We start from the raw sequence: 5,818 nt of genomic DNA, 5'->3' as shown, positions 1-5,818 counted from the left end.
CGTTTGCGGTATGAGTACCCGTTTAGCAAATTCTTTCTGAAAATCCTCAGTAATGACTTCAGCAACTTTTTGTGCTGGGGTTGGATTATTGGGATTTAGTAAACGACTTGCACCTGATGAGAGTTGAACAAAAAGGCTCTTGTACTCGATCTGCTTCTGATTGAAGTAGCCGAAATACCAATCTAAAAAGCTACCATCAACTCTACCCATTAATTCATCAACCCAGACCTCGAGTTCTTTAGAGGCATAATCCCCTGTACTCTGATAAGTATGATCAAGCGTCAGTTTCATGGCTTCATTAACTTTGCTCCAGTCAACTTGACGCTGTTCAACAACTTCTATAGGGTGCTTAGTCTCTGTAGTAACACTTTTAGTTGAAAATGCTTTGGCGATAAATAGTTGACCGACAAGGGGAATAATCACAACCAGAATCACGATCGCCCAGATAAAAGGGGCTACTGCTCTGATAAATTGAACCCAAGCTTGGATTCGCTCTGTTTTCTCGGCATAGGTAGCTTTGGCGTTAGTTTCCTGTGGCTGAGATATTTGCTCAACATCAGTGCTTTGTTTGTCAGCAGATTGCTGCTGGTTAGTGTTCTCAGGTAGCTGAGACGATACTGTGATTCCGCCTATACAATCCTGTTCATCCTTCCCTATCGAGTCGGTGGATATACTTTCCTGATCCTGCTCGTCAGTATTAACATTCATCTTATTTGAGCTATGGTTAAAGGTCTTGTTAAAAATTTTTCTCTAGATCGCAGCTAGTTTCCTCAGTGAAATCACTCAAATTTTTGGGATGAGCTAACTGGAAATTTCAGTAATAACCCTCCGGCAGGGAATAACGGACTCTCCATCTGGTTATGTAAAGTTTTGTTGACAAAGTAAGGATGGTGGCGATCGCATCCCAGCACCATACAGCCAAAAGCGTGATTCTTCAGGAGGAGTGGAAGCGCGATCGCATCTACTAATTGAAGTAAATCTCAACCAATTTCTGCGATTCCTGATGCAACTGTTCCATCAAAATTTGCTGACTCTCACCCGATAAAGCACTGAAAATGCTTTCCCACTCTTCGTTAAATGTTTCTAAAACATCTTGCATCAATAATTGAGTAACTTCCTGTTTCTTGTCCCAATCACTTCTCGACACTCTGCCAATTTTTGAAATAACATTGCTCAATCGTGTTTCTGTTAACAGTGCCAGCATTTCCTGGCTCAACTCCTTCTCAATACTCAATGCTTGAGTTGGAACTTGAAGAGGAGTAAATTTTTGAGAAGTCCATTTTGTTGCCTGGTGAAATCGGCTATCTTCGGCAAATTCAGGAATCTTTACCTTCAAAATCGGTCTAACTTTTCCCTTAGGAGTCTCTATATAAATTACCTTAACGGGTTTAATCACAATCCCTTCGGCTGGGTTCCGGAAAGGCAATTTAGGTAAATGTAATAAAGTTGAGATAGTAGAATCAAATTCTGGACTATAGGCCAATGCATCCTCATATCTCCCCATAAATAACGGTTCTGCGCCCATCAGGCTCACTTGCTCAAATAGGCTTAGCACTTTGTCATAATCTAGGTAGACTCGTGTTAGCGGATTACCCTTCACTTCTATCGCTATATCAAAGGCACAGTATTCGATTTTTGGAGAATAATAGATACCCGTTTGCACTGCTTGAACATGAGGTACAGCAGGAACATCTGGATGGGGATACTCACCTCCAAACAATTCACCATACAGAAAAACTTTAAGTAACTGATTCTGTTCTCTCTGCAAAATCTTGAAAATTTCCTTGGCTTGATAAGCTAATTGAGATTTTAGAGATTGGTAATCAAAAAAATCTTCATCAGGTTGTAAAAATTCTTTCCGTTTGGCAAAGCGTACCTCTGAGCCATCAGTGACAAGACCAAAATTAGCGCCATGAATTTTCTCTGTTACTACCCAATGCGTTTTCTTGAAGGTGCGATAGTCGGATTCTGTAAGATTCCATTTACTTGGATTCTCTAGTATTTTCTCGTAACTGATATACATCCAGTCAGTGCTGTGACCTTTTCTCGTATCCATACAGAAAAATCTCTAGCTCACTGGCCTAATCAACAGATAGGGTGGCAAATTGCCTACTCTACAAGAAAATGATTTCTGTAAAAGTAAATTTTATTGTGCTTCAAGCCATGCTAAGGATTCCAATAATCACAGGCTTGCCGCTCAATTTTGTTTTTGTTCCATAAGCTTGTACATCAATGGATGAGCCATCTTTGTGTTGTCCTTTGAATTGGCAAGAAAGGTACTTATTAGGCGTTTTAAAACACTGATTAATATGAGATAAAACCAAGTCATGACAGCTAGAATTTATGATTTCAAATATAGATTCTACAGTGATAAATTCAATGAATGTATATCCAAAAATAGCCGCTACTCCTGGGTTGGTGTACAGAAATCTTCCATCATTTAAAATAATGTAAATGCCGAGCGATGACAGCTTCTCTTCAGGAGACAGCTGTTTCTGGACTTCATATAAATTCAAGTTTTCCGGTTGTACAGGTTGGCTTGATTCTGCCGCTGAGGGATGGCGTTCAACATAAAGTAAGGCATTTTCAATAATTAGAACCATTTGCTCAGCACACAACTGCATTAACTGAGCCGTTTGCGAACTAAAGTGTCCTGGATTGGAGTGCATCAGGGTGATTACAGCCATCAGGACTTTACCCCGACAAATTGGTACGCTGAGTGCAGAGCGAACGGTGTACGGCTCATTGGGAAGCGTTAACCATCGCTCATCCTTGATCGTGTCGGTTACTAATCCAAGTTGGCGATTGCGGCTAACCCAACCTGCAAGACCCTTATCTAAAACCATACCAACAAGCTTTTGCTTGATGTCTCGGATAACGACACCGCGAGCTAGGATACTTTCACTGACTCGTCCCTCAGCATCGAGTAAAAACAGGCTACTTTCTTCAGCGTTGGTTAGCCTGATGGCAATTTTTAAAACCTGTTGTAAAACGGTACGGAGCATTAAGGTGCCAGTTGCCGTTTTTACTGTTGTAATTGAGGTGAGAAGTAGTTCATGAAGAGTATCGAGTGCTGTTTTTGTTGTTTGAAGTTCGGCAACTTTTTGCTGGAGTGAAGCCAATTCTTCAATTAGCTCTTCTTTGGATCGATCGCAATCACTCACATTTACCTCGGTCATAAGAAGACGACTGAGCGCTTGGTTTTGGATGCTTCTTCTTTTCAACTGTAAGCGCTATGGCCTGTAGAGACAAAAAAATCGAAGGTTAGCACCATAGGCATGTAGCGTATAGCGAGACGCACTCTATCGCACCGACAAAGTTGATTGCCCAAAGGGGCAGCGCGACGCGATTGCGCGTAGCGCACCGGCAAAGCCGATCGCTTTGTAGATCACCCAAGCTAAAGTGATATGACCGACAACTCTAACGATGACCTTGAATCTAGAGGAACCCATGAATCAACGACGCGAGCTACCTGACTGGGAACAGTTGTATCAGGAAAAAGACGTAGAATCCATGCCTTGGTTCAATCCTGATCTCGATCCAGATTTGGACCAAGCGTTAACCCAGCTGAAGCTCCATAGTAGTACAGCCTTAGATCTGGGCACAGGGCCGGGTACTCAAGCGATAGCATTAGCCCAGCGAGGCTTTCAAGTCACAGCAACCGATCTTTCTACCACAGCTATCCAGAAGGCACAACGTGTTGCCCAAGAAAAAGGTTTAGATATTTCTTGGAAACAGGATGATATCCTCAACAGTACTCTAAACCAAGAATTTGACTTTGTACTCGATCGCGGCTGTTTCCATGTGTTTCCTCCGGAGCGCAGACCCGATTACATGCAGGTTGTCGTTAACTTGATTAAACCTCAGGGTTACCTGTTCCTGAAATGCTTTAGCCACTTAGAAACACGTCCAGAGGGGCCTTATCGATTTACACCCGACGAAATCAAGGAGATTTTCGGCGGTCAATTCAACGTCCTATCCGTTAAAGAAACCGTCTATCACGGTACCCTGTCGCCACTTCCACGCGCCTTATTCTGCATCCTGCAAAAATCCTAACGAGAGCAGGATGAAGGATGAATAAACCGAAATAAAAAAAATGCCCACCCTCCAGGAAGTTGGGTGGGTAGGCTTGGACTGGTTAGGGAATTTTTTCGTCTCGTCCAGCTTTCAGGAGATTCAGCGAAAAATCTTAAGCAAATTTTCCCGCCAATTGTTCTTCAAGATTCCGCCGATTTAAACCGTCGCTAACTGAGGTTCAGGGCGCTTACTGTTGCGAACCCCCTCGATCGCTTCTGCATAATCTTTAGCCTTGAAGACGGCTGAACCTGCAACAATTGCATTGGCTCCCGCTTCCAAAACCTGCCAGGTGTTGTTACCCTTCAATCCGCCATCAACTTCAATCCAAGGATCGAGTCCACGCTCATCACACATCTGGCGCAGTTTGCGGATTTTGGGGAGTACCGCAGGAATAAAGCTCTGACCGCCAAAGCCAGGATTGACGCTCATAATCAGCACCAAATCGCAGACTTCTAACACATACTCAATCAACTCTAACGGCGTTGAGGGGTTGAGCACTACGCCGGCTTGCTTACCCAATTCTTTAATCTGACAGAGAGTACGGTGCAGATGGGGAGAGGCGTTGTGCTCACAGTGTACGGAAATGATATCGGCTCCCGCCTTGGCGAAGTCTTCGACATATTTTTCCGGTTCCACAATCATCAGGTGGACATCGAGGGGCTTTTGGGTAACCGGGCGAATGGCTTCAACAATCAGAGGACCAATGGTGATGTTGGGGACAAACCGACCATCCATCACATCCACATGAATCCAGTCAGCACCAGCGGCATCCACGGCTCTAATTTCTTCTCCCAGTCGGCTAAAGTCCGCTGATAGGATAGAAGGGGCAACAACTATAGGTTTTTGGGATTGCGTTTGGGTCATGACTGGCGATACTCTCCTGTGTCCTCAGGTTTATTTATCGATCTTAACAAAATCTTTAGCCTTTCCCCAACTTATAAGGAGATGCATCCTTGGCTCACTGGCAGATGGTAAAGAGATTGGGATGGCTCATTGGGGGTTTAAGTGCTTCCTGCTTCATCACCCCAGTGCTAGCTTCAGCAACGTCTTCGATAGGAGAAGCCGGGATCGAAGCGCATAAGCTACATGCCCCTCCTTACAACTTAACGGGTCGCAAAATTGCCATCGGTCAGGTGGAAATTGGTAGACCGGGTGTCTTTGGTTTTGACAAAGCGGTTTCCTGGAATCCGGCAACCACTCTAGAACGAGCATTCTATCGCGACGGCCCCGCTAAATCTAATACGAATGTAGATGTCCATGCTTCAATGGTGGCGGCAGTGATGGTGAGTCGGGATAAAAGCTTACCAGGGGTTGCACCCGGAGCAAGGCTCTATTCTACAGCCGTTGGTTCACCAACAAAGGGAGGACAACCGGAAGAATGTCTATCTGCTCAGTATGTCACTCTGCAAAATGGCGGAGATGTCCGGGCGATTAATTTCAGCTTTGGCGAACCCTTAGAACGAGACCCCAGAACGAATGCAACTCTGGATGGTAATGCGCTTTTGACGCAATGTATCGATTGGTTATCAAGGGCTCACAACACTCTATTTGTGATAGCGGGGAACCAGGGGGACGGGGGTATTCCGATCCCGACGGATAACTTCAATGGAGTGAATACAGCCTACACAACCAAGCGGCAGGGAGTTTTTACGAAAGTGGACTTTCCGAATTTAAGTGCTGCGCCGGTTGGGATTGGCAGACGTGTGATTGAACGCGAGATTAATCAAGGGCCTCGCCGCTC

The 5,818-nt window shown here is 44.6% G+C and carries 7 protein-coding genes and 1 pseudogene; 2 read left to right on the top strand and 6 right to left on the bottom strand.

Features of this window, described 5'->3' with window-relative positions; genetic code table 11:
• From V6C93_RS09875 to V6C93_RS09855, 5 genes and pseudogenes are all read right to left on the bottom strand, one after another.
• Positions 1–708: pseudogene (locus tag V6C93_RS09875) on the bottom strand (hypothetical protein); the annotation flags it as partial.
• Between the two features lie 150 nt (positions 709–858).
• The gene (locus V6C93_RS09870; protein ID WP_333476486.1) at positions 859–984 is read right to left on the bottom strand and encodes a hypothetical protein; all 126 of its coding nucleotides are present in this window, start codon (positions 982–984) and stop codon (positions 859–861) included.
• Entirely contained in the window at positions 965–2,056 is a 1,092-nt protein-coding gene (locus tag V6C93_RS09865; RefSeq protein ID WP_333476485.1) for an RNA ligase family protein, read from the bottom strand. Before V6C93_RS09865 ends, V6C93_RS09870 begins: the two co-directional genes overlap by 20 nt.
• A 100-nt stretch (positions 2,057–2,156) precedes the next feature.
• Positions 2,157–3,164 (bottom strand): GAF domain-containing protein, encoded by a 1,008-nt coding sequence (locus V6C93_RS09860; protein WP_333476484.1) that lies wholly within the window; start codon positions 3,162–3,164, stop codon positions 2,157–2,159.
• A 138-nt stretch (positions 3,165–3,302) separates the two neighbouring features.
• Positions 3,303–3,452, bottom strand: coding sequence for a hypothetical protein (locus V6C93_RS09855; protein WP_333476483.1), 150 nt, complete (start codon positions 3,450–3,452; stop codon positions 3,303–3,305).
• Between V6C93_RS09855 and V6C93_RS09850 the strand changes: the two genes are divergently transcribed.
• On the top strand, positions 3,451–4,056 hold the full coding sequence (locus tag V6C93_RS09850) for a class I SAM-dependent methyltransferase (RefSeq protein ID WP_333476482.1): 606 nt from the start codon (positions 3,451–3,453) through the stop codon (positions 4,054–4,056). The two genes, V6C93_RS09855 and V6C93_RS09850, sit on opposite strands and share 2 nt — an antisense overlap.
• 177 nt (positions 4,057–4,233) lie before the next feature.
• On the opposite strand, the gene rpe is transcribed toward V6C93_RS09850, so the two are convergent.
• Positions 4,234–4,941 (bottom strand): ribulose-phosphate 3-epimerase, encoded by a 708-nt coding sequence (gene rpe / locus V6C93_RS09845; RefSeq protein WP_333476481.1) that lies wholly within the window; start codon positions 4,939–4,941, stop codon positions 4,234–4,236.
• Positions 4,942–5,045: 104 nt separating this feature from the next.
• Here rpe and V6C93_RS09840 point away from each other — a divergent pair.
• Positions 5,046–5,818, top strand: a 773-nt coding sequence (locus V6C93_RS09840) for a S8 family serine peptidase (RefSeq protein ID WP_349262666.1), incomplete at its 3' end; no start/stop codon positions are given.

The sequence above is a fragment of the Allocoleopsis sp. genome, from assembly GCF_036703385.1.
Classification (GTDB): Bacteria; Cyanobacteriota; Cyanobacteriia; order Cyanobacteriales; family Coleofasciculaceae; genus Allocoleopsis.
Note: the sequence above shows the minus strand (reverse complement) of the source record. Positions and strands in the feature narration are given on the sequence as shown.

Excerpts from the sequence above, each read along its gene's own strand:
- V6C93_RS09865 (WP_333476485.1), bottom strand. The coding sequence starts at position 2,056 with ATGGATACGAGAAAAGGTCACAGCACTGACTGGATGTATATCAGTTAC.
- V6C93_RS09850 (WP_333476482.1), top strand. The coding sequence starts at position 3,451 with ATGAATCAACGACGCGAGCTACCTGACTGGGAACAGTTGTATCAGGAA.
- V6C93_RS09855 (WP_333476483.1), bottom strand. The coding sequence starts at position 3,452 with ATGGGTTCCTCTAGATTCAAGGTCATCGTTAGAGTTGTCGGTCATATC.
- rpe (WP_333476481.1), bottom strand. The coding sequence starts at position 4,941 with ATGACCCAAACGCAATCCCAAAAACCTATAGTTGTTGCCCCTTCTATC.